The 21,741-nt window shown below is 54.9% G+C and carries 14 protein-coding genes and 1 pseudogene; 5 read left to right on the top strand and 10 right to left on the bottom strand.

Going from position 1 to position 21,741, the window contains the following annotated elements:
• Positions 1-14: 14 nt before the first annotated feature.
• From J4614_RS15825 to bcsR, 9 genes are all read right to left on the bottom strand, one after another.
• Complete coding sequence (locus J4614_RS15825) at positions 15-1,502, bottom strand: pitrilysin family protein (protein ID WP_001163182.1); 1,488 nt, start codon at positions 1,500-1,502, stop codon at positions 15-17.
• Between the two features lie 219 nt (positions 1,503-1,721).
• A complete protein-coding gene (gene dctA, locus J4614_RS15830; protein WP_000858228.1) occupies positions 1,722-3,008 on the bottom strand; it encodes a C4-dicarboxylate transporter DctC in 1,287 nt (428 codons plus the stop codon).
• A gap of 157 nt (positions 3,009-3,165) precedes the next feature.
• Positions 3,166-5,172, bottom strand: coding sequence for a biofilm formation regulator HmsP (gene hmsP / locus J4614_RS15835; RefSeq protein WP_001266362.1), 2,007 nt, complete (start codon positions 5,170-5,172; stop codon positions 3,166-3,168).
• 173 nt (positions 5,173-5,345) lie between these two features.
• On the bottom strand, positions 5,346-8,888 hold the full coding sequence (bcsC, locus tag J4614_RS15840) for a cellulose synthase complex outer membrane protein BcsC (RefSeq protein ID WP_208293235.1): 3,543 nt from the start codon (positions 8,886-8,888) through the stop codon (positions 5,346-5,348).
• On the bottom strand, positions 8,870-9,979 hold the full coding sequence (bcsZ, locus tag J4614_RS15845) for a cellulose synthase complex periplasmic endoglucanase BcsZ (RefSeq protein WP_000988811.1): 1,110 nt from the start codon (positions 9,977-9,979) through the stop codon (positions 8,870-8,872). Before bcsZ ends, bcsC begins: the two co-directional genes overlap by 19 nt.
• A gap of 3 nt (positions 9,980-9,982) precedes the next feature.
• Positions 9,983-12,283 (bottom strand): cellulose biosynthesis cyclic di-GMP-binding regulatory protein BcsB, encoded by a 2,301-nt coding sequence (gene bcsB, locus J4614_RS15850; RefSeq protein ID WP_080232103.1) that lies wholly within the window; start codon positions 12,281-12,283, stop codon positions 9,983-9,985.
• Between the two features lie 10 nt (positions 12,284-12,293).
• Positions 12,294-14,918, bottom strand: a complete 2,625-nt coding sequence (gene bcsA / locus J4614_RS15855) for a UDP-forming cellulose synthase catalytic subunit (RefSeq protein ID WP_001275331.1) — start codon at positions 14,916-14,918, stop codon at positions 12,294-12,296.
• Positions 14,915-15,667 carry a cellulose biosynthesis protein BcsQ gene (gene bcsQ / locus J4614_RS15860; RefSeq protein WP_000996118.1) on the bottom strand — a complete coding sequence of 251 codons (753 nt, stop codon included), beginning with the start codon at positions 15,665-15,667 and terminating at the stop codon, positions 14,915-14,917. The genes bcsA and bcsQ overlap by 4 nt, the downstream gene beginning before the upstream one ends.
• Positions 15,668-15,871 (bottom strand): cellulose biosynthesis protein BcsR, encoded by a 204-nt coding sequence (gene bcsR / locus J4614_RS15865; protein WP_000282616.1) that lies wholly within the window; start codon positions 15,869-15,871, stop codon positions 15,668-15,670.
• 244 nt (positions 15,872-16,115) lie between these two features.
• Here bcsR and bcsE point away from each other — a divergent pair, with 244 nt between their 5' ends.
• Genes bcsE through bcsG form a run of 3 tightly spaced genes read left to right on the top strand, consistent with a single transcriptional unit; the run spans position 16,116 to position 19,551 of the window.
• Entirely contained in the window at positions 16,116-17,687 is a 1,572-nt protein-coding gene (gene bcsE / locus J4614_RS15870; RefSeq protein ID WP_001205771.1) for a cellulose biosynthesis c-di-GMP-binding protein BcsE, read from the top strand.
• Entirely contained in the window at positions 17,684-17,875 is a 192-nt protein-coding gene (bcsF, locus tag J4614_RS15875) for a cellulose biosynthesis protein BcsF (RefSeq protein ID WP_000988321.1), read from the top strand. Before bcsE ends, bcsF begins: the two co-directional genes overlap by 4 nt.
• The gene (bcsG, locus tag J4614_RS15880) at positions 17,872-19,551 is read left to right on the top strand and encodes a cellulose biosynthesis protein BcsG (protein ID WP_000192022.1); all 1,680 of its coding nucleotides are present in this window, start codon (positions 17,872-17,874) and stop codon (positions 19,549-19,551) included. Before bcsF ends, bcsG begins: the two co-directional genes overlap by 4 nt.
• Positions 19,552-19,632: 81 nt before the next feature.
• On the opposite strand, the gene J4614_RS15885 is transcribed toward bcsG, so the two are convergent.
• A complete protein-coding gene (locus J4614_RS15885) occupies positions 19,633-19,740 on the bottom strand; it encodes a type I toxin-antitoxin system toxin Ldr family protein (RefSeq protein ID WP_001537650.1) in 108 nt (35 codons plus the stop codon).
• A gap of 372 nt (positions 19,741-20,112) precedes the next feature.
• Between J4614_RS15885 and J4614_RS22170 the strand changes: the two are divergent.
• Positions 20,113-20,265 (top strand): annotated as a pseudogene (locus tag J4614_RS22170) (PLP-dependent transferase); the annotation flags it as partial.
• 117 nt (positions 20,266-20,382) lie between these two features.
• Positions 20,383-21,681 carry an aromatic amino acid transport family protein gene (locus J4614_RS15895; protein WP_001528183.1) on the top strand — a complete coding sequence of 433 codons (1,299 nt, stop codon included), beginning with the start codon at positions 20,383-20,385 and terminating at the stop codon, positions 21,679-21,681.
• Positions 21,682-21,741 lie beyond the last annotated feature (60 nt).

A 21,741-nucleotide genomic window follows, 5' to 3' on the forward strand; every position in this document is an offset into this window, starting at 1 on the left:
CGACAGGCGGCAGCTTACTGTGCCGCCGGTGTCTCCGTCACTTCCGGATGCGCCTCATCTGCTTCAACAGCGGCGGCAGTAGTCGGGACCATGATTTCATCCCACGTCGCCTTTAACGCCTTCATATTAAATTCCGGCTCGCCTTGCGGTTGCAGCAAAATTAATGCCATCTCCTGCGATAGCTGCTGACGTAGATTCTGATTGAGCATATCGACGGTCAGGCTGTTGAGGAAATTCTGGCGCAGCTTCTGATACTGCTCCGGCGCGATATCCACCACTTGATTCTGCAGCGAGCGCATACGCTGTCCAGTCAAAATGTCAGTATCGGTACGCGCGTAGGTCGCGAACAGCTTTTGCAATTCGAGATTTTTCTGCGCCACCAGCGCAGTAAACTCCTCTTCCGACAAACCTTTGTCGCGTACTTTCGCCAGTTCATTCGCCACCAGGCTCAAATTGGTATTGAGCTTATCATTAGGTGATTCAATGTTGATGGCGCACTGCGCGCGCAGAAACAGAACCCGGCAGTCAAACCCCAGACCAATATCTTTCGCGTTATTTTTAGTAAGCTCTTGCTGGATATGCCAGAACAGCGCTTCGCGCGCCAGATCCGCCTGCCAGTAGCGCAACAGCGCCGCCGACTCGCGAATCGGTTGCCACGGCGTATCCCACATAATGGAGAGACGATCCTGGCGCACCGCATCGGTCATAATGCTCACTGATTCCGCCCGCAGCGGCGAAAGCGTCGGCACCGGGGCGGGCGTTTCGCGTTTACCTTTCAGCGTACCGAACGTTTTATTGATCTGCTCGGCGACGGAGCGCGCATCAATGTTGCCGACAACAATCAGCGTCATGGCATCCGGGGTGTACCATTTTTCATAGAAAGCCTGAATTTTGGCTGCGTCTACCGGTTGCTTTAACGGTTCCGCGGGATCGTGCCCCAATAACGCTGACCCTTTCAGCCGATAACGCCACCAGCCCTCTTTAGTATCTGCTGGCCACGTCGCAACCATATCTTCGCTGCTTAACGCATGATTCACCGTCTCTGGCGTAATGGTTAATTTACCGGAGACGTTAGCCAGATAGGTCAGCGCTTCTTTCAGCAGATCGTTACGGTTATTGGGTAAACTGAGGTTATAGAGCGTGGAATCATAAGAAACAATAACGGGCGGCATGGGACGTTTCGGATCAAACCCTTGCTGCCATAAAGAACGTGCCTGTGCGGCATCCAGACCACCGCTTTGCGTCAGCGCGATACGGGGAATCGCATGGCTGAACCCGCTCTGTTGCGTACTTTCGGTGAGCGAACCGGTATTAACCTGGAGACGAACTTCAATACGATCGCTGGGGCGCTGAGGCGTAGCCAACACTTGCCACTGTAACCCATTAGCCAGCGTCCCCTGTTGCCATGCCGGATCGGGCTGGAGCGCATCTGCCTGCACATAGCCGGCAGAGGCCAGCATCAACAGACTGCCCGCTAAGAGTCGAATTTTTGTGCCCTGCATGTGAACCCCTGATCAACAATCCTGGTAATAAAAAGACAGCCCCGGCAGGGATGCCTGAATATGACGTAAAAACACTTCGTGTTAGACCGCGAGAACCTAAAAATGTCACGGAAGAAGTGAAATAATCCCTAAGCATCATGCTGTATGCTTTGGGCGCAGGGGTCAATTATGCGCAAACACCCGCAGTCCTGGAAGGGACTACGGGCATAAGTGGCGAGATTAGGAGGAAATTTCGTGCGTTTTGCCATCCGGCGCACGATTATTAAGCACATCGTCCAGCTTTTGGTGATCTAACTCTTTCACCCATTTGGCAACCACCACCGTCGCCACGCCGTTACCCACCAGGTTAGTCAGCGCGCGCGCTTCGGACATAAAGCGGTCGATACCGAGGATTAACGCCAGTCCCGCAACCGGTAAATGGCCTACGGCGGAGATAGTGGCCGCCAGCACAATAAAGCCGCTTCCGGTCACGCCCGCGGCGCCTTTTGACGATAGCAGCAGCACGACCAGCAGCGTTATCTGGTGGAAGATATCCATATGGCTGTTGGTCGCCTGGGCGATAAACACCGCCGCCATCGTCAGGTAGATAGAGGTGCCATCGAGGTTGAACGAATACCCCGTCGGGATCACCAGCCCTACCACCGACTTACGGCACCCCAGTTTTTCCATCTTATCGAGCATACGCGGCAACGCTGACTCGGAAGAGGAGGTGCCGAGCACAATGAGTAATTCTTCCCGGATATAGCGAATAAATTTAAAAATGCTAAAGCCCGTTACCCGTGCAATCGTCCCCAGCACCACCACCACGAAGAGAATACAGGTGATATAGAAGCAGATAATGAGCTGCCCCAGTTGCACCAGAGAACCGACGCCGTATTTACCGATGGTGAAGGCCATCGCGCCGAATGCGCCAATCGGCGCCAGGCGCATGATCATATTGATGATGCCGAAAATGACCTGCGAAAAACTCTCAATCACATTGAAAATGAGCTGGCCTTTGCTGCCCAAACGGTGCAGCGCAAAACCAAACAACACCGCAAACAGTAAGACCTGCAGAATGTTGCCGCTGGCAAACGCGCCGATCACACTGCCCGGTATAACATCCATCAGGAAGGCAATAATGCCCTGCTCCTTGGCTTGTGCGGCATAAACGGCCACCGCCTGCGCATCCAGCGTTGCCGGATCGACGTTCATCCCGGCGCCAGGCTGCACGACGTTGACGATGATAAGACCGATAATCAGCGCAATCGTACTGACAATTTCAAAGTAAAGCAGCGCGACCGCGCCGGTACGGCCCACCGCTTTCATGCTTTCCATGCCTGCGATGCCCGTCACGACAGTACAGAAAATGACAGGAGCGATGATCATCTTAATGAGCTTAACGAACGCGTCGCCAAGCGGTTTCATTTGTGCGCCCAGTTCAGGATAGTAATGGCCAAGGAGAATACCAATGGCGATTGCTGTCAGGACCTGAAAATAAAGACTTTTGAACAGAGAGGTTTTCATAGGGTGTCCTTGAAGTAAAAACCACAGGTCTTGTAAGGTTATGAGTAACCTGCGGCCTTAAAATAACACCCACACAACATGACAGAAATGCGCCAGGATCATAATTGAAACAAAAATGTTAAAAAGTTTGAGCTGGCTCGCACAAGCGCGACCTTTTTTAACTTTTGTAATCAGGATTTTCGTGCGACAGATACCGTTCTTCAAAGATATCCGCGGGAACGGGCCGAGCAAACAGGAAGCCTTGCGCGACGTTGACTCCAGCCTGTTCCAGCCACGCGCGTTGTGCCTCGTTCTCCACGCCCTCGGCAATCAATTGTAAATTAAGACTGCGGGCCATCAGGATAATCGCCGTCACCATACTGTGATCATCTGGTAACCCATCGACAAACATTTTATCAATTTTAAGGATATCGACCGGTAGCGACTTCATATGCTGTAACTGGCGCAGCCCCGCGTAACCCATGCCAAAATCATCCAGTGCGATACGCACGCCAGCATTACGTAACGGACGTAAGATGGCGACGGCAGCGTGCGGATCGTCGATACGGCGGCTTTCAGTGACCTCAAGAATCAGCGTACCTGGTTGAATACGATAGCGGTTTAACAATTCCAACAGCTCCGATACCATGCCAGGGTGCATGAGCTGTAACGCGGAAAGATTGACGGAGAGCGGCAATGTCACGCCGCGCTCCTGCCAGGCGGCAAGCTGGCGGCAGGACTCTTCCAGCACCCAATGGCCCACCGTGACCATCAGGCCGCAGGATTCAATGCGCTCAATCAGCCCCTCCGGCAATTCCCAGCTACCGTCCGGCTGCTGCATACGTAACAAGGCTTCGGCGCTTAATACGTTGCCGCTGCGCATCTCGACCTGCGGCTGCAGCCAAATGGCAAACTGATGGTTATCCAGCGCGGTAAGGATATCGCTCTCTTCGGTAAGGCGCTGTTGAGCGGCCTCCATCTGCGCCGGGTCAAAGAACTGGATCTGATTTTTACCTTTTCGGCGCGCGGTAAACGCGGCGGAGACGGCGCGACCATAGAGCTCTTCGGCGGTCAGATCGCCATAATACATCGCAATGCCAATACTGCAGCTTGGGCGCAGTTGAATACCCTGAATGGGTAGTCGTTCATTAATGATAGTGAGTATTTGCTGACCTAATGTGATGGCGTGCCACGGCTCTTTGACGCCGTGGGCGATAATGGCAAAGTCATAGCCGCTGACCTGCGTAAGCACCATGCGCGGCGCCAGCACCGACTTCAGCTTCTCAACCAACGTCAGTAATAGAATCTCCCGCTGCGTTTCTTGCAGCACGCCTGCCGTGTCACGCAACGTTTCGCACGTCACGATAATAAGCGCGGTGGTCTGTTGGCGGGTGATAACCTGTTCCAGCAGCGCCATTAAAAAGGCTTTATTGGGCAGCTCGGAAACCGGAAAACGCATCGCGTTGTCCGTTTGCTCCTCGCGTTGACGCTGCATAAGCTGCTGGTTGAGGTTATAGCTGCGCACCAGCATCCCAATTTCATCATCCTGATGCAGACGCGGCAACGCCAGCTGATGTCCGATCAGCTCCTGCTGCGGAATGTCGTTCAGCTCGCGGGCGATTTTGCGCAGCGGATGCACAATCAGGCGGTTTACGCACCAGGCGATGGCCACCGTCAGGATCAGCGATAAAAGTAAGTAAATGGTCACTAACGTAGAGAGCGCGCTCATGACGAATTTGTACATACGGTACGAATCCGCCTGCAATACAAGGTAGGCCAGCGGTTGCGGATTGGCGGGACGCTCCAGCGAATAAACCGGCAAAGAAATTTGTACCGGCAGTTCGAAGAGACGCGTCACCATAACCGGGACGGGGCGTTCAGGAATGAAGCGCTTACGCAACGCCTGGAACTGATTCGGCAATACCACATCGGCGCGACTCACCACGCCCGCAGGTTTAATACTTTCCAGAATGGTTTCCGCGCCGGGGAGATCCGCTTTTAAAATCGCGGAAGAAAGAGGTTCCCGAACAGATCGCGCGATGCTTTCCAGTTGCGTAGCCGTGTTGTAGCGGTTCTGCTGTACCAGATGGAACAACAAAACGGTGCAAAAGACAAAAACAAACACCATGACAACGGCCGCAACCATTGCCATCTGTTTAATTGTTAACGAGCGGCTGACGCGCAAATTGACTCTCCCTGGATATCCCGGACTGCCGCCTGAGTATACCCGATTGCAGCGGCATTAAGAGAGGCTGTATCTGAAAAGGACTTTTCTGAATAACGGTTAATAATAGCGTCTGATGGCGCTGCGCTTCTCAGGCCTACGACGCCTGTCAATACGTAGGCCTGACGCAATAATTACCAGTCAGCGTAAGGCACCAGAGGCTGCGGCGGTAAATCCATATCCCCCTGCCAGCCCGCCGCGGAATAACGGACATACAGCAGCAGATGACTGGGGGTATAGTCTTTCGCCTGCTGAATATCGACAGCCGTACCCACAAACCAGTTGGCAGTGACCCGGCGTTCAATGAGCGCCCGTGCGGTATAGCCAAATCCCTGGCTGCTACCGCCGCCGTTGGTCTGGTCACGCGCATCCTCCTCATAATCCGCCGGGATCAAATTCATCAGCGGATAACGCGGCATGGTACGGTTGCGGGAGTGCGACCAGGATACCGAGCCGCCTAGCTCCCACGACCAGTTTTCCGTACGCTGCCGCCACATCACCGGCACCGCAAACGACAGGTATTCCTGCGGGCTATAATAACCGCCCTGACCCAGTGAATAACCGCTCAGATCTTTGTCGTAATGCCAGATCATGTTATTCAGCCCGACGGTAACGCGGCGGTTATTCTCGTTAATCACCTTATAGTAATAACCGGTCATCCAGCGCACGCGCCAGTTATCTTCCACATTTTTACCGCTCAACTGGTCGCCGCTGAGCGACGCCCAAACACCGTTTGCTTCGCCTTTATCATAGCTGAGACTGACGCCGCCGCCGTTGGCCCGCACGCCGCCCCATTTGGTGCCGGTATTGCTGCTGGCGTCCTTTTGCCCGCCAAACGCCAGCAGCGAGCTGGAGATCGGGCGACGATGCGCGTTCAGGGTATAACCCAACGGCCCGATATCGTCGCTATAGCTGACGCCGCCGACCACATCAACGACATTAAAGCCCATCGGCGTCGTGCCGATATCCCAGCGCCAGGTCTCATTCTGCCAGCCGACCGCCACGCTCGCGCCCGTATCGGCCTGGCTACGATGTCCGCTGCATTTCTCCAGCGTACAGGTACCCCAGTTATTATCGTATTTTCCATCCGCATCCGTAGAGAAGCGGCCAACATCCATATTCACCATATCAGTACGAAAGAACGCCCGCCCGTCCGACCAGGGCGCATCCACCTGAAGCATCGTGGTATGCGCCTTCAGATCGGAGTAGCCGCCAGTCCCGCTCGACCCCCAATAATCGTGCGCCAACGTGACATTGAGATCCTGCTGACGGTACAACTCCGCCGCATCGCTACGCACGCCGCGTTTTAGCCAGTCATCTTTTTCATCATTGTGCGTCAGGCGGGTAAAGGTATCGTTATCCTGGGGACGAACCGGCGTAATCGCCGCGGCGACCATTGCGTCTTTGTAGGTCTCCAGCGCCCGCTGCGGCTCGCCCGTTTGCGCCTGAAAAGCGGCGGCGTCACGCAATACCATCGCGCTTTCCATTGATGGCGGCTGTGCTTTTGCCTGCGGCGTAATGCGGTTGAAGGTCCGCGCCGCCGCCGTGATATCGCCAAGCTGGAGCTGCGCCTGCGCGACGCGGCGCTGCATGTTAAGAGAGGTGATTTGCGACGCAGGCAGCGCCGCCAGTTGAGCGCGCGCCGCGGCGTTATCGCCCTGTGCGATGTCGATTTCCACCCGCCCCAGCATGGCATCGACATTACCCGGTTCCCGCGCCAGAACAGCGTCATAAGCGGCGCGGGCCGCTGCATTATCGCCACGCTGCTGCGCCCAGTCCGCCAACGTTAACGCAATGCGCGTAGAGGGAGGCTGCTGACGTAACAACGCTTCCGCTTCGCGTTCTTTGCCGCTATCGCGCAAGCGGTTAGCGCTTTCCAGCACCTGGTTACTTTGCAATCGGCCCGCCAGTTCCTGAATATTGCTGTTCCACTGGCTGGTCGGCAGGGTATTGAGATGCGCCAGCGCCGCCCGGTCCCGATCGCTGCCGGAAAGATAAAGCCCATAAGCATAGACCTGTTCCGGATCGTTTGGCTTCTGCTGCGCCAGAGAGCGCATTTGCGCATCGGCCTGGGCGTGCTGCCCGGCCTGCCACAGATCGCGTGACAGTCGGTACGTCACCCACACGCTCCCCGGATCTAATGCCAGCCGACGACGGTGCAGTTCTGCGGCCTGCGCCCATTTGCCCTCGCTTTCCAGTGTTTCCGCCTGCTGCGCCAGACGGTCATTTTCCAGACTGCGTTCGATATCGTCGATACTGCGCCGCTGGCTGGCGGAAAGAGAAGCGATAAACGCGGCGGCTTTTTGCGGCGACTGCTGGCGATAAAGATTCGCCAGCCCGCGTACAGCATTTGTATTACCGCTATCCATACGCAGCGTCTGCTGATAATAACGTTCGGCGGCGGCATTATCTTTGCGCGCCATCGCCACATCCCCCAGCCCCAGCACAGCGTAGCTGTCGGTGTTATCCACTGCTCGCGCCTGCTGATAGAAACGCTCCGCCTGGGCCAGATTATTCGCTTTTAAGGCCGCGTCGCCCTGCTGAATTAACAGCCAGTAGCGATTGACCTTCAGCAGACTCTCCCACTTATCGCGGCTGCTGCTGTGCGGCGCCATCGCCAGCGCTTTTTCAAACTGCACGACGGCGCGGGCGCGATCGCCACGCTGTGAGTATGCCTGCCCCAGCGCGCCGACCGCCTCGCTGTCGTCCTGCCGGGCGCTTACCGCCTGCTGCAATTGCGCAATAGCGTTGCCGCCTTCTCCGGCATTAACCGCCGCGATGCCCTGCGAGCGCGCGCGGAACGCCGGATCGGCTAACTGTTTTTGCTGCTCGCTAAGCTGGGCGCGGGCGGCAGACACGCTATCGCCTTCGCTAAACTGCGTCAGATAGTCTTGCAACGCTTTTACGCTGGCGTCGCTCACCGGGAGATCTTTTATCTGCTGGTACCAGATGGCGGAGGCCGCGCTGCGTCCCGTACTGGATTTCGCCATCTGTTTTAGCACCGCGAATCCCTCATCGCGCCGCCCGCTGGCGAACAACAGTTGCGCCAGCGCATTTTGCAGAGCGTTATTACCCGGACTGACGGCATTGATTTTCTGTAGCTGGTTAATCGCTTCGTGACGGCGGGCGGGCAATTTCGCCACGGTCGTCCAGTATTCGACCGCCAGTTCGCCCTCCGGCGGATAACCTTTAAACAGCTTGTCGTAGCTGGCGATCGCTTGTTCAGTATGGCCGGTCGTCGCCAGTAAACGCGCCTCCTGCAAAGACTGGCGTCCTTGCGGCGTGGAGAGCAGCATCGCGGTGCGGGAAGATTGATACGCCGTCGACTCCGGCGCCAGTTGCGCCAGCCGGTCAAGTAGCTTCTGCGCCCCGTCGCTATCCCCCTGACGCAACAGATAGCGGAAACGGGCGGCGATAACCTGTGGATCATTGGGGTCGATCAGCTCCAGGCGATAGAGCGACTGACGGACTAAGTCCTCACGGTGCGTGGCCTCGCCCAGCCGAACCTGCTCCAGCAACTGTTGCTGCGCGGAGGTCGCTGCGCCGGCAAGCGGTGTTAGCGCCATACCAAGCGATAAACCCAACAATGCCCGAGAAACGCCCCTTTTGCCAGGTAAGGCATTTCGACCGCCAGCCGGCAAAAAAGCGTGCATGAGACTTAACGTGAACTTACGCATTCCTGGCCCCAGTCAGGTAATAATTCACCTTTGACGGTGAAGCGAAAACGGTGCTGATCCCAGCCTTGTCCAAAGAGAGTCAGCACATAGTTGTAATAGGCATCGCTGCCAGGAAAATGGTCTGCGACCCGCTGTCGCTGCACGGCCTGGGCGTCGCGATTTTGCAGGAAAGGCAGTAAGGCGGCGGAAAACCCGACCGGCCCCGTCCCTTGCGCGTTCCCGCTGACGACATCCACTTTCTCCGGTGGAACGCCGTTTTTCATCGTTAACGTCGCCATCGGTTTAAATCGCGCCAGTAAACGCGCTTTTTGCGGATCGCCATCATGCATCATTCCCGCCCATAAATAGACGCGAATCGCATCGTAGCTACTGATCAGCGTCTTTTCCGCTTTCAACTGCCAGCCTTGCTTGCTTTCATAACGCACCCAGTCCGGCGAGAAACCTTTCGGCGCGGTTTCCAGCAAAAGCCGCAAATTGGTTTCCCGTAGCGTCGACCACGGCGCGCCAAAACGGCTAAAGTATTGCGCCAACTGCGGCGGCAGATAGCTTGGGTTAAAACGCCAGCTATTCGCCTCGGCAAAGCCGATTTTGCCAGGTAGCAGCATTGAGCCCAGCCCCGGCACATTCACGACCTCTTCGCGGGCGATGCGTTTTAGCAACGCCGTGCCCACCTCGGTATAACGCGTCTCTTTCCACAGACGACCGGCCTCCAGCAGCGACCATGCCATCCAGATATCGCCGTCGGACGCGGAGTTGCTGTCCAGCACCGACCAGGTGTCGGGATCTTTTTGCCCCCACAGCCAGGCGGGCAGATGTTCACGCAGCGATCCCTGCGCCAGATTGTTTTGCGTCCAGTTAAACAGTTGCGCGAACGCCGGTCGATCGTTCGCTGCCAGGGCAAAGAACATGGCGTAGCTTTGCCCTTCGGAGGTGGTAATTTTTCGCGCATCGCCCGGATCGATAACGCGTCCCTGCTGGCTAATGTAATCTTTCTTGAACTGTTCCCACGCAGGCCAGCTACAGGCTGCCTGCGCATTTATTGCCGTCAGCATGACGAGCATCGTTATCCATCCGCGCAGCATAGTCATCATGCGTTACTCATGGTCAGGGTCGAGACGACGGCGACTGAGAATACGTAGCAGACGCCACAATACCCACGCCAGTAATACCACACTGAGGGCCGCCAGTACCGCCAGCAGCACCGGGTGATTCGCCAGCGCATACCACAGCCGCTCAAACCACGGCAGATGTCCGACGTAATAGATATCGCCAACGCGCAGACTGTGAACGCCGGACTCGCGGATCACTGCCACGGAACCAAACATCGCGGCGCGTTTACCGCTGTCGTTCACAGCGTCGTTCAGTAGCTGGTAACCGCGCGGGCTGTCAGCCAGCAGAGCAATCACGCTGCGCTGATCATTAAACGGCGACTGGAAGCCCACCACCGCCGCCATCGGGCCGCTGGCGGTGACGGTGGACTGCGCATCCGCCGCGCGATCGGCCTCATCCGGCATAATCGACGGGAAAGCGGTCTGCCGCATCGGGGTTTTTACCCAGCTTTGTGTCGCCTGCACCAACAGATCGATACGCTTATCATCTTTTAGCTTGCCCGGAATAGCGCCAATAATCAGCAGATCGGCGTCTTTGTCGGCTATCTGAGCGCTATCATCGGTGATGGTCAGATTAATTGCCGGGAAACCGGTCTGCCCGCCAATGGCGCCGACCGTATTCAGCAGCGTTTCCATTTGCGCTTCGGTTGGGGTCTTCGGCATCACCGCCAGCGTGTCAGACAGGTCGGCCATCCGGCTGAACGGGAAACCCGCATTGGCGAACGCGCGTAAATCCGGCATCGCGATAAAGTGGTAATATTTCGAAAAATCGATAGTGGAGTCATCCCCTATCACCACATGATTCGGTACCGGCTGGAAGGTAATACAGTTGTCCACCGACCCGCCCGGCATCGGGTTCATGTAGCGGAAGTCAAAACGTAGTTGGTTCATCGCCCCCAGTTTGAGCGCCGGAATAGACACATCCGTTTTACCATCCAGCAGTCCCTGAAGTACCGGCAAGCGCAACAGGAGTCGATTAGTTTCCTGCGTGCTATTAAGGCTAAAGGCTTGCAGGAACTGGTTATTCAGACTGATATCCAGCCGTGAACTGTCTTTGGTCGGCGGCGAGGTATAACGGTAGTTGAGATCCATATCAATACCGTTGCTACGCAGCAAATAGAGGTCCGGCGGCAGATTCAAAGAAACGTTGATGGGCGCCGGCTCCAGCCCACTCGACTGGAGCTGCTCTTCATAGGTTTTCAGCTCGCCAAAAGTGACCGGGCGATCGGTACGCACCCAGTTCGGCGCATCATACGGTTTGCGCGCCAGCAGCGGTTTTACATCGTTGACCACCACGCTGGAACCACGGAAGAGAATATTCCCTTGCGCGATACCTTTTGCCGCCTGCAACAGGTCTTTATCATCTCGACCAAACACAACCAGCAACTTCACATACGGATTATCCGGATGGCTCATCATCTCGATAACCGGCGCGTTAACCGCAGGATGATCGCGCAGGAAATCGGGGCGTCGATCGTTGGTGGCGAACACGATCGCATTGCGATCCGGCAGGTGATTATACAACACCGGGAAGCGCTGACCGCGCCAGCCCGCCCGCGAGCCAAACCAGGACGCGACAATAGAAGCCGCCTGCTGCTGCGCCAGATCCGGCATGTCAGCAAACACTATCGGCAACGTCACCGGACGGTTATCCCGCGGATCAAAAAACGGCACCGGGAAGTGGGACAGATCGTTATTCACCGCCAGCATGTTATAGGTCAGATCCAGGGCGCTATTTCGCCCGATGTCTAACCACAGAGTACTGCTGGCCGGGTTTTCACACACGTCGCGATAGTGGCCGACAAACTCCAGCCGCACCCGGTTAAAGTCGGTGATAAATAGCGGATTGATAGGTACCTGCGCCAGCGTCTTTTTCCCCAACTGCTCTTTTGTCACCGGCAGTACGCCCATCAGTTCATCATTGAGATAAACCTTGAGCTGCGACTGAACCGGCAGGAGCGACGGCGAGGGCGTATATTCCAGATTCAGCACCGCTTTCGACGCCACTTCATCGCTGCGCATACCAAATTCAATGCCGCCGTTAGGGTTAACGCCACGCAGCGCCATACTGCCCGGCGGCGGCGCGATTTGCGCAAAGGTCAGCTTGACCTCGCGCGAAGGCGCGGTCTGCGCCACGACGGGCGCCTGAGTTGCGGGCGACGGCGCAGGCTCGGTGGGTTCAGCATTTATCAATGGCGGCGTAGCAGGCGCCGCCGCCGTCATGAAAGCAGGAAACGCGCTTAATCCTATTACCGCCGCACAAATCCAGGACAATTTTCTTTTCATCGCATTATCATCATTGTTGAGCCTGAGCCATAACCCGATCCGACGGCTGTATCGCCGCTTGCCGCTCCGGGCGACGCGGAATAAACGATACAATCCAGGCAATTAACGCCGTCAACGATCGGAAAATTACTTTTACTGAAGGCGGCGCGAACTCCGCGAGGTGGCGATATCCGCGGAAGCCCAGCTTCAGAATATCCAGCAAGCTTTCCAGCGGTTTATCTTCCGGAAAGCTATCTTGCCAAAGCGCCCACGTATCGGCGCGCGCGAAGGTACACTGCACAAAATCAATATGTTGTTTGGTGGTGAGCGGCATCAGTTGCAGTCCGACCTCATTGCCCGTTACGCGCACCACCTGCGTTGGAAAGACATATTCCTGCTGCCCGCGTTTAAGCAACAGATTCACTTTCTGCCCTTCCAGCACCTGCGCCTGACCGTTGATCTTGATGCCTAACCCGCCGTCGGAGAAGTCATGTACGGTACAGGAGAACAAATGTCCATCTTCACGGGCGATGGCCCCCGGCATGGCAATCTCGACCCGATGCGCGCGTCTGACCTGTTTACTCTCTACCGAAACCGCAACCGCGCCGCCGAGAATGACCAGGTTATAGAAGACCCACACCAGGCTAACGATGACGGTCAGCGTTTCATTTTCCGGCCCGTAATAGTATCGCCATACGCCCGCCGCCACGCCGAGCAGGTTAAGCAAGACAAGGAAGATATACGGACGCGAGATTACCCAGTCGACGTACTTCTCTTCCACCAGCCCGCCTTTCGCCGTGACGTTAAATTTCCCTTTGTGCGGATTGATCAACGCGACCAGAGTCGGCGGTGCGATATACCATGCCAGTACCGTTTCATAGATTTCACTCCAGAAAGAGTGACGATACTTGCCCTGAATCTTCGAGTTAGTCAGGCTGGCGTGGACCATGTGCGGTATCACAAATAGCGCAATCATCAACGCAGGCGCATAAATGATATAGGCGTGCAGCAGCAGAAAAGCCAGCGGCGCGGTCAGAAAGATCAGACGCGGAATGCCGGACAAGAAATGGAACATCGCGTTGAGGTAGCACAGCCGCTGCGCCAGTTTTAAGCCTTTACCAAACAGAGGGTTATCGAGGCGGAAAATTTGCACCATGCCCCGCGCCCAACGAATACGCTGCCCGATATGCGCCGACAGGCTTTCCGTCGCCAGCCCCGCCGCCTGCGGAATGCGCATATACGCTGAGGTATAACCTCGCCGGTGCAGCCGGAGCGAAGTATGCGCATCTTCCGTCACCGTCTCAACGGCGATACCGCCAATCTCATCCAGCGGCTTACGGCGAATCACCGCGCACGATCCGCAAAAGAAAGTGGCGTCCCACATATCGTTACCGTCCTGCACCAGTCCATAAAACAGCGTGCCTTCGTTAGGCGTTTTACGAAAACGTCCCAGGTTGCGCTCAAACGGGTCCGGGGAGAAGAAATGATGCGGCGTCTGCATCATCGCCAGCTGTTTTTCTTTCAGGAACCAGCCCATTGTCATTTGCAGAAACGAGCGTGTCGGCACATGGTCGCAATCGAAGATCGCCACAAACTCGCCTTTCGCGTGTTTTAGCGCATTGTTGATGTTGCCGGCTTTGGCGTGTTCATGCGTGGCGCGGGCAATGTAATGCACGCCGACATGCCGGGCAAACTGACGAAATGATTCGCGTCCGCCGTCATCAAGGATCCAGATATTCAGCTTGTCCTTCGGCCAGTCAATGCCAAGCGAAGCGTAAATGGTATTTTTGACCACGTTAAGGTCTTCGTTATAGGTCGGTACAAAAATATCCACCGTCGGCCACTGCGACATCTCTTTCGGCAACGGCACCGGTTGACGATTTAACGGCCACACCACCTGGAAGTACCCCAGCACCAGCACAATCCAGGCGTAGGTTTCCGCAAACAGTAGGATCAGCCCGCACACCAGACTGACCGGGTCGTCCCAATTTAGCGTCGAGGTATAGCGCCACCAGATATAACGACAGGAGACCGTTAGCGACAGCACGATGAGCATCAGCGCGGAAAAGCGTCCCGGCATACGTCGTACCAACAGCGCAACGCCCCACAGCAATAGCAGAAAGATAAATTGCGATAGCGGGTTAAATGGCTGCGTAATACAGATCAGCGCCAGTATCAGTGAAAAGGTCACGATAACGCCCAGAATAAAACGCCGGGCGCCGTTGCTAAGATGTCCCAGCTCTTTTTCCTTTTCCAGATGCGTTGTCTTTTGGCGCACCCGTTCCGGTAAGGTATCCATCCATTGATGGTAACGTCCACGAACGTCCTTCAGGCGCGCAAATGACCGCCAGCGCGGTTCATGACGTTCTTTAGTCGACGAGATCATCACCAGCCAGAGGGTCTGAATGAGGTAACGGGCCGGGTCCAGCGGGCGCGGGCGGGCGGCGTTAATATGCGGATAAAGCGCTTTATGCCCGTCGCGAATACGCTGCCAGCGCGGATGCTCAAGCGGAAACACTATCCACGCCAGAATCATCCACAGGCAGCCGAGCGCTGCGCTAAACGGCGACGCGCCGTGGCGGCGGTAACCCTGATAGCGCTCGCTCAAACGCGCGCTAACCGGCGGGATAAGCAGCCACCGGGAAAGGGCGCTCATCGCAGGCTCCCGGCGGACGTTTTGTCGCCCGCATCATGCAGCAGGCACCAGTTCGCCAGCGTTAACACCTCTTCGGCGGCTAACGAATCGCTGCGATATTCGCCTAACGGTTGTTTCGACGCCATGCACTCCGCCATCGCCTCATCGCGATGGATCACAATGGGCAGCAACCGGCGCTGGCTTTGCAGCCAGACCTGGTACAGATCGTCCTGTAACTGACTGCCAATGCGTAAGTCATTGATCAGAATATGCGCCCCGGCAGGCAACGCCTGCTGATGAAGGCGAATATGGCAGTTAGCGTCAACCTGGGCTATCGCCAGCGTATGGTCGCAGAGGCTCACCAGCTGCCGTGTCAGCGGTGACGCGCCGTAGGGCAAGTCCAGTAAAATCCAGCTATAACGCCCGCTCGCTTTCAGCGCCTGGATAGCCGATCCGATCTCTCCCAGCGTCTCCTGCCAGGCCTGCGGATTTTCCCGCTCTTGCGCGGTGAGCTGTCCAAACGGCAGTAGATCAAGCTGTGAGGTATAACGTAATCCGGCATCGCGCCAGTCCTGGCCGTCCAGCAACGATCGCGCCCAGCCGCCCTGATGGACAAAGTCGACGTTAAACGACATGCGCAGCAGGTTATCGGGGCTGGCGTCAATCACCAGGACATTTTCCCCTAAGATTTGTAACGCCCAGGCGAGTGCTGCGGTGAGAGATGTGGTTCCCACCCCGCCGCGCACGCCCTGCAGTCCCAGAATCGCCATTCATGGCTTCCTTAATGAATGTGGTTGCGCAAATTCAGCCAGGAGTGGCCATCTTTTAATCGCCGCCGCCAACTGTTCGCGTTGGGAAATATCGGTATAATCTATTTCGGGTAGAGAAAACGCCTGGCTTAATGCCAGAAAATCATTTTGAAAAGTGTAGCCCAACGTTGGATCGGACTGAGCGCCAGGTTCATTGTTATACATTCTGGTTGCTCCTTTTTAAATATTTCTCACTGGCAGCATTACGCCCCGTCGTCAATACGGGAGAACGCGCATTTTTCATCTTTCCGTGACATCATTTATAATGTGTAAAAATGCAAAGCGCAGAGTTACAGGGCATCCTGCCGGACAAATTGATTCACATGCTAAATCTGATGCGTTTTAATTTCAATGTTAGGTTTATTTCTGTGCTTTCGCTAGTAAACTGATAAACAGTTAAAATAGTGACATGAGGGACACTGTGGACCCCGTATTTTCTCTCGGCATCTCATCATTATGGGATGAACTGCGCCATATGCCAACCGGCGGCGTCTGGTGGGTTAACGCCGATCGCCAGCAAGATGCCATCAGCCTGGTGAATCAAACGATTGCGTCACAAACGGAGAATGCAAATGTCGCCGTCATCGGCATGGAAGGCGATCCTGGCAAAGTAATCAAATTAGATGAATCTCACGGTCCGGAGAAAATCCGCTTATTTACCATGCCGGATTCAGAAAAAGGGCTATACTCTTTGCCCCACGATTTGCTTTGTTCTGTTAACCCGACGCATTACTTTTTCATTCTTATTTGTGCAAATAACACGTGGCGGAATATAACGTCAGAAAGCCTGCATAAATGGCTGGAAAAAATGAATAAATGGACTCGTTTTCATCACTGTTCATTGTTGGTTATTAACCCTTGTAATAATAGCGATAAACAGTCCTCGTTGTTGATGGGCGAGTATCGCTCACTTTTCGGCCTCGCCAGTTTACGTTTTCAGGGCGACCAACATTTGTTCGATATTGCCTTCTGGTGTAACGAAAAAGGCGTCAGCGCCCGACAGCAGTTATTGCTGTGTCAGCAGGACGAACGCTGGACGCTATCCCATCAGGAGGAGACGGCAATTCAGCCGCGTAGCGATGAAAAACGCATTCTTAGCCACGTCGCCGTCCTTGAAGGCGCGCCGCCGCTCTCGGAACACTGGACGCTTTTCGACAATAACGAAGCGCTATTCAACGACGCGCGCACGGCGCAGGCCGCGACAATTATTTTTTCGCTTACACAGAACAACCAAATCGAGCCGCTTGCTCGTCGCATTCATACTTTGCGGCGCCAGCGGGGAAGCGCGCTGAAAATTGTCGTGCGCGAAAATATCGCCAGTTTGCGCGCCACCGATGAGCGCCTGCTGCTGGGCTGCGGCGCGAATATGATCATTCCCTGGAATGCCCCGCTTTCACGCTGTCTGACGCTTATTGAAAGCGTGCAGGGGCAGCAGTTCAGCCGTTACGTACCGGAAGACATCACCACGCTACTGTCGATGACGCAGCCGTTGAAACTGCGCGGTTTTCAGCCGTGGGATACCTTCTGCGATGCCATCCATACGATGATGAGCAACACCCTGCTCCCCGCCGACGGGAAAGGCGTTCTGGTCGCGCTGCGCCCGGTGCCGGGCATTCGGGTTGAACAGGCGTTAACATTATGTCGGCCAAACCGAACCGGCGACATTATGACCATCGGCGGCAACCGTCTGGTGCTGTTTTTATCATTCTGCCGGGTCAACGATCTGGATACCGCGTTAAACCATATTTTCCCTTTGCCGACGGGCGATATTTTCTCTAATCGTATGGTCTGGTTCGAAGATAAACAAATCAGCGCCGAGCTGGTGCAGATGCGCTTATTGTCGCCGGAACTGTGGGGAACGCCGCTACCGCTGGCAAAACGCGCCGACCCGGTAATAAATGCCGAACACGATGGCCGTATCTGGCGTCGTATTCCTGAACCCCTGCGATTGCTCGACGACACCGCGGAGCGTGCATCATGATGACCATCAGCGATATCGTGCAAATTATTCTTTTTTGCGCGCTGATTTTCTTTCCGCTGGGGTATCTGGCGCGTCATTCGCTACGCCGTATCAGTGATACGACCCGGCTGCTATTTGCCAAACCTCGTTATGTAAAACCAGCCGGAACTCTGCGCCGCGCTACGAAAGTCAAGGCAGACAAAAAATGACTCAGCATACTCAAACTCCTTCAATGCCTTCTCCGCTCTGGCAATACTGGCGCGGTCTTTCCGGCTGGAACTTCTATTTTCTGGTCAAGTTTGGCCTGCTATGGGCAGGCTATCTGAATTTTCATCCTTTACTGAATCTGGTATTCATGGCGTTTCTGCTCATGCCAATACCAAAGTATCGCCTTCACCGGTTGCGCCACTGGATTGCCATTCCCGTCGGCTTCGCGCTGTTCTGGCATGATACCTGGCTGCCCGGCCCGCAAAGCATTATGAGCCAGGGGACGCAGGTGGCGGAATTCAGCTCCGGTTATCTGCTCGATCTGATCGCCCGTTTTATTAACTGGCAAATGATCGGCGCCATCTTCGTACTGCTGGTTGCCTGGCTTTTTTTATCACAGTGGATTCGGGTCACGGTGTTTGTGGTCGCCATCATGGTATGGCTGAATGTCCTGACATTAACCGGCCCGGTTTTTACGCTGTGGCCGGCAGGCCAGCCAACCGATACGGTGACGACGACTGGCGGTAATGCGGCCGCTACCGTCGCGACAGCGGGCGATAAGCCGGTCATCGGCGATATGCCTGCGCAAACCGCGCCGCCGACGACCGCAAATCTGAACGCCTGGTTGAACACCTTCTATGCCGCGGAAGAAAAGCGGAAAACGACGTTCCCGGCGCAGCTTCCGCCTGATGCGCAGCCGTTCGACCTATTGGTCATCAATATTTGTTCGCTCTCCTGGTCGGATGTCGAAGCGGCAGGCTTGATGTCACATCCGCTATGGTCGCACTTTGACATTTTGTTTAAACACTTTAATTCCGGTACGTCTTACAGCGGCCCGGCGGCCATTCGTCTGCTGCGCGCCAGCTGTGGTCAACCATCGCATACCCGACTTTATCAACCAGCCGATAACGAATGTTATCTGTTTGATAACCTGGCGAAGCTGGGTTTTACTCAGCATCTGATGATGGATCATAACGGTGAATTTGGCGGCTTCCTGAAAGAAGTTCGCGAAAACGGCGGTATGCAGAGCGAACTGATGAACCAGTCCGGCCTGCCAACCGCCCTGCTGTCATTCGACGGCTCGCCGGTATATGACGATCTGGCGGTCCTGAACCGCTGGTTGACAGGGGAAGAACGTGAAGCCAATTCCCGCTCCGCGACTTTCTTTAACCTGCTGCCGCTGCACGATGGCAACCACTTCCCCGGCGTCAGCAAAACGGCGGATTATAAAATCCGCGCGCAGAAACTGTTCGATGAACTGGACGCTTTCTTTACCGAACTGGAGAAATCCGGGCGTAAGGTGATGGTGGTCGTCGTACCGGAGCACGGCGGCGCGCTGAAGGGCGACAGAATGCAGATCTCAGGCCTGCGCGATATTCCCAGCCCCTCCATCACCAACGTCCCGGCGGGCGTGAAATTTTTTGGCATGAAAGCCCCGCATGAGGGCGCGCCGATTGATATTAACCAGCCGAGCAGCTACCTGGCGATTTCCGAACTGGTCGTACGCGCCGTGGACGGTAAGCTCTTTACCGAAGACAGTGTGAACTGGAACAAGCTGACCAGCAATCTGCCGCAAACCGCGCCGGTTTCAGAAAACGCTAATGCGGTGGTAATTCAGTACCAGGGTAAGCCCTACGTTCGTCTGAATGGCGGCGACTGGGTGCCTTACCCGCAGTAAACCGAAAAAGGCCGCAAGGTTTCCCCTGCGGCCTGGTTCGGGCGCATGTTGCCATTACGGCGGACAGACGCTCAAAACGCGTTACTTCCTGTCACGTAGCCAGTTGACGATCACACTGGCGATAATGCCAGCAATGATCGGCGCCGCCAGATCGTGCCAGAAGGCCACGCCCAACTGCGTAAGCGTCATATAGCCGCCTTGTTGCAATGGCAACCGTTCGCGGCTATCCTTGATGTGTTGAGGTTCAAGTTAGCCCCCGTCAGGTTGCCAGGTTTATACCAGTTAACGTGCGGGGGTTTTCTCTATCCAGCAACCTATGCCGCCGGGGATCAAGCCCCCGCAACATTGCGCCTCACCGGGTAAACCCGGCTTGCTGCTGATATTACGGCAAAATCCCCGTCCCGGCACGGCGCTAACGTACAATCTGCGTGACGCTTCGCAGACGATTACTTTTATTTGCCAGAATACATTCAGCATTTCTGAGGCTGGCAGTCAGCCGCTCAATTCTGTAAATTATGCCTCCTCGCGGCCAGTCCCGGTGATACCGAAACCCTCGTTCAGCATCCTGCGTCTATGACATATTCGCCTGTTGCGCCAGAGGAATGGCTAAAAGCAGGTATTACCGACGAACTTATCCGTCTTTCAGCGGGACCTGAAGATCCCGACGATATTATTCATGACCTTGAACGCGCCAGCAGAAAAGCAGCATTCTGACGATTGCTCGGCGAACCGCTGTCACCGGTTTGCCGCATCGGGTATCAAGGCACTATAGCCTGGTTATAGGCAGCATTCTTTATGAGAGAGCTGCCTATATTTTGGGCAGGGGGCTCTATGCAGGACGACACATTACCATTAAATAACAGTAACGCTACGACCACACCGCTTTCAACGAGATTACCGTTTACAAAATATGATTTTGGCTGGGTGCTCTTGTGTATCGGTATGGCGATCGGCGCCGGTACCGTCTTAATGCCAGTGCAAATCGGTCTCAAGGGGATCTGGGTATTTATTACCGCTTTTATCATCGCCTATCCCGCTACCTATATTGTGCAGGATATTTATCTAAAAACGTTATCTGAAAGCGAAACCTGTGACGATTATACGGATATTATCAGTCACTATCTTGGCAAAAACTGGGGCGTTTTCCTCGGTGTAATCTATTTTCTTATGATTATCCACGGGGTGTTTATTTACTCCCTGTCGGTGGTGTTTGATAGCGCCTCCTATATCAAAACCTTCGGCCTTACTGAGGCCGATCTTTCGCAGTCTATTATCTATAAAGTCGCGATTTTCGCCGTGCTGGTGGCGATTGCCTCCGGCGGGGAAAAATTATTATTTAAAATTTCCGGCCCGATGGTGGTGGTAAAAGTCGGGATCATTCTGATATTCGGTTTTGCGATGCTCCCACACTGGAACCTTGATAATATTTCCGCCTTTCCCGCCGCATCGGTTTTCTTTCGCGACGTACTGCTCACTATCCCATTTTGCTTCTTTTCTGCGGTCTTCATTCAGGTACTAAACCCAATGAACATCGCCTATCGTAAGCGCGAACCTGACCGTGTGCTGGCCACCCGGATGGCGATTCGCACGCATCGCATTAGCTATATTACGCTGATTGCCATTATTCTCTTTTTCTCGTTCTCGTTTACCTTTTCGATTAGCCATGAAGAGGCGGTATCAGCGTTCGAGCAGAATATTTCCGCCCTTGCACTGGCAGCTCAGGTAATCCCTGGCCATATCATCCACATTACCTCTACCATCCTCAATATTTTTGCCGTACTTACCGCGTTCTTTGGTATTTATTTAGGTTTTCACGAAGCGCTTAAAGGTATTGTGCTGAATGTATTGAGTCGTATTATGGATGTCAAAAACGTCAACCCACTGTTACTGACATCTGGAATCTGTGTCTTTATCGTGGTGACTCTGGTTATTTGGGTTTCGTTTCGCGTCTCAGTATTGGTCTTTTTCCAGTTAGGCAGTCCGCTTTATGGCATTGTCGCGTGTATTATTCCCTTTTTTCTGATTTATAAAGTAGCGCAACTGGAAAAATTACGCGGCCTGAAAACCTGGCTTATTCTGTTATATGGAATATTGTTGTGCCTGTCGCCGTTATTAAAATTGATTGAATAAGTCGTACCGGAGAGCCATGCCCGGTGGCGCTACGCTTACCAGGCCTACAGGTACGGTGTA

Origin of the sequence: Salmonella sp. 32031103-2018-00083-FB-01-SM-01 (assembly GCF_017571995.1) — a bacterium.
Taxonomy (GTDB): Bacteria; Pseudomonadota; Gammaproteobacteria; order Enterobacterales; family Enterobacteriaceae; genus Salmonella; species Salmonella enterica.